At 38.7% G+C, this 2,729-nt stretch carries 3 protein-coding genes and 1 tRNA gene; 1 reads left to right on the top strand and 3 read right to left on the bottom strand.

Annotated features, from left to right (window positions below; all coding sequences use genetic code 11):
• The first annotated feature begins 419 nt into the window (after window positions 1-419).
• A tRNA-Pro gene (locus DOT_RS19865) sits at window positions 420-496 on the top strand.
• 120 nt (window positions 497-616) lie between these two features.
• On the opposite strand, the gene DOT_RS19860 is transcribed toward DOT_RS19865, so the two are convergent.
• The 3 genes from DOT_RS19860 to DOT_RS19850 all read right to left on the bottom strand — a co-directional run.
• Window positions 617-922 carry a hypothetical protein gene (locus DOT_RS19860; protein ID WP_009622702.1) on the bottom strand — a complete coding sequence of 102 codons (306 nt, stop codon included), beginning with the start codon at window positions 920-922 and terminating at the stop codon, window positions 617-619.
• A 223-nt stretch (window positions 923-1,145) separates the two neighbouring features.
• Window positions 1,146-1,871 (bottom strand): SprT family zinc-dependent metalloprotease, encoded by a 726-nt coding sequence (locus DOT_RS19855; RefSeq protein ID WP_009622701.1) that lies wholly within the window; start codon window positions 1,869-1,871, stop codon window positions 1,146-1,148.
• A gap of 82 nt (window positions 1,872-1,953) precedes the next feature.
• On the bottom strand, window positions 1,954-2,729 hold a 776-nt coding region (locus DOT_RS19850; protein WP_009622700.1), incomplete at its 5' end, for an RluA family pseudouridine synthase.

The raw sequence follows: 2,729 nt of genomic DNA, 5'->3' as shown, positions 1-2,729 counted from the left end.
TTTGTATGTTATAGGATCGTATAGAGTATATCCTAAACTTCTCAGTTATGGAATAACTGAGCTTTTGAACTTTAATTCTTGAGCTTCTAAGCTTCTATCTTCATAAACCATGGACCTGGAATACCTGTGACACGATAAGCATTTTGAAGTTTTGAATATTTGAAACACATTACTAATGTTCATTCTGTTTATGCTTGCCTGGGATTAATCCAATATAGACAGTATAACATATATTTTAAATATTTACATATTTTACTATTTAGTCTTTTGTTAATAATACATCTTCATCCATCTTCTAGGTTGTTTAGAGTGTCTAATGAGGTAGATATGACGGTGACAGGGACTGAGTTGGTAGAAACTGAAAAGTATAGGTTGACAGGAATACAGCAGTTTGTTATTATAATAAACGTTCTAATAAACGGGGCGTGGCGCAGTTTGGTAGCGCGCTTGGTTCGGGACCAAGAGGCCGTGGGTTCGAATCCCGTCGCCCCGACCACTGAAATCAAAGGGTTTCCTTCATGGAAACCCTTTATTTTTGTCTGTTTGACCCTCTTTTTGCCCTACTTGTATTATTTTAAGTTTTAAATGATAGGATGGGCAAATGCTCATCCTAAGTTTAAAAGGTTACCCACTTTCCTATTCTATACTTTTTGGCTTCTGTATTTGAAGCAGATACAGGCCATATAACGAAGTTCTCCGGGTTAACTTCAAAATCAGCATTACATTTAGTACATACTGCTGACGTAGATTTCCATTCATTATCGGTTCCAATTAAATCTTCTGCACCAAAAAATTCTACCTCACCGAACATATTAACACTTAATTCGGCTGATTCGATTGATATACCTGACTTATTTAGAGCATCGATTTTAAGAACACCTTTACTACAGATTGGGCATGAGATACCAGTTACTTGAGACATGTTTGTTTCCTCCTCTTATGTTTTATTCGAGGGTATGAGTAAGTTGACTACACCTCTCTTGCTCTAATTATCACATAAGATTCGGCTAAAACTTGTCAAAAATAGTCGAGGTCAATAAAAAGACTTCATCGTTCCAACGAGAGTCATTAGTGCATCTATTTTAGTTCCCATACATAATCAATGAGAATAGACCATTAGCATAAGGAAAGGCCTGGGAGCACAGTTATACATTTAATTTTATGCCATTTTCCTTCAACCACTTTCGCCTCTCTTTATAATCTGGAATCAGACTTTTTACCTGTTGCCAAAATTCCTTAGAGTGATTCATTTGAATAAGATGGCATAGTTCGTGCACAACCACGTAGTCAACAATGTATGTCGGGGCCATTACTAGTTTCCAATTGAAATTTAGATTTCCTTTATTTGAGCAGCTTCCCCACCTAGTTTTCTGGTTCTTAAACCTTACCGTATTTATATTTACTCCAATTCTGTTGTTGAATAGTTCCAGTCGCTCTTGGATTACTCTCTTAGCTTTGCTTATATACCATTGTTCTAGCTCACTTCTTATTGCTTCTCGTCTTTTTTCCAAAGGTATATCTTTATTTATATATACGAGGAATTGACTATCTGTTAAGTTAATGCTAGCGAATGCACCCTCAGCTTCTATTACCTTAAGTGGATAATCTTTACCCATAAACAAGAGCGTTTCGCCACTAACAAACTCCCGTACTGGCCTTATCTGAGCAAGCCGTTGGCGATAACTCTCAAATTTATTTAATATCCATTCTCGCTTTTTCTCCACAAGGGGGATAATTTCACTATCGTCCATTGAAACAGGTGCCACTACCTGTACTCCATCAACGCCAACTGATATATTAACATTTTTAGCTCTAAAGCTTTTTTTAATTGAATAGGAAATTACAGTAGAGCCTATTTTAAGGTTTTGCATATCGTCATTCCTTATCGAGCCATTTATACTAAATAATACTATGGCAAAACATAGTTTTACAAGCATTCATTTTGACCTATAGCTATTTTAAAGAATCAATAACTCGTCCCATGTCGGCTGGTAATGGCGCATTCACTGTGACCACTTGCGCCGTTCGGGGATGCATAAAGCAAAGCATCGAAGCATGTAGTGCCTGTCTTCCAATAATGGAGGAGCGCCTTCCATACATACCATCCCCTAATATTGAATGACCGATATGCGCTAGATGAACTCGAATCTGATGAGTCCTTCCGGTTGTTAACGAGAGTTCTAACAGTGATGCTTCTGATAACGTTTGAATGGTACGGTAATAAGTTATGGCTTGATCTCCATCTGGCCGAGTCATACGTCGGTTAGGTTTATTAGGGCAATGACCGATAGGCGCATCAATGACACCCTTCTGCTCGAGTATACCCTGCACAATCGCTAGATAAGTCCGTTTAAAGGCACCACTTCGCAGTTGTTGCTCCATCTCTGTTTGTGTGTGAGCATCTTTGGCAAAAGCCACGCAGCCAGAAGTATCCCGATCTAATCGGTGTAGTGGCCTAATCGTAATCAAAACCCTCTTCGTCTGAAAATAATGAGCCAAAAAATTGGCTAATGTTCCCACATCAGTCTTTCCAGCAGGGTGAACAAGCTGCCCTGCCGCTTTATCCAATACAATAATCTGAGCATCCTCGTATAGTACATTGATTTCTCCCTCTTCAGGTCTAACCCCATAAGCTTGATCCGTTAGAACTAAAACTTGGAGAATGTCACCGGCTTTCACCTTTTTTTGTAGGAAAACCTTGCGGCCCTTGAGTAAAATTCCATTAGCCC

Origin of the sequence: Desulfosporosinus sp. OT, assembly GCF_000224515.1 — a bacterium.
GTDB lineage: Bacteria > Bacillota > Desulfitobacteriia > Desulfitobacteriales > Desulfitobacteriaceae > Desulfosporosinus.
This window is presented reverse-complemented; position numbering and strand designations above follow the sequence as displayed.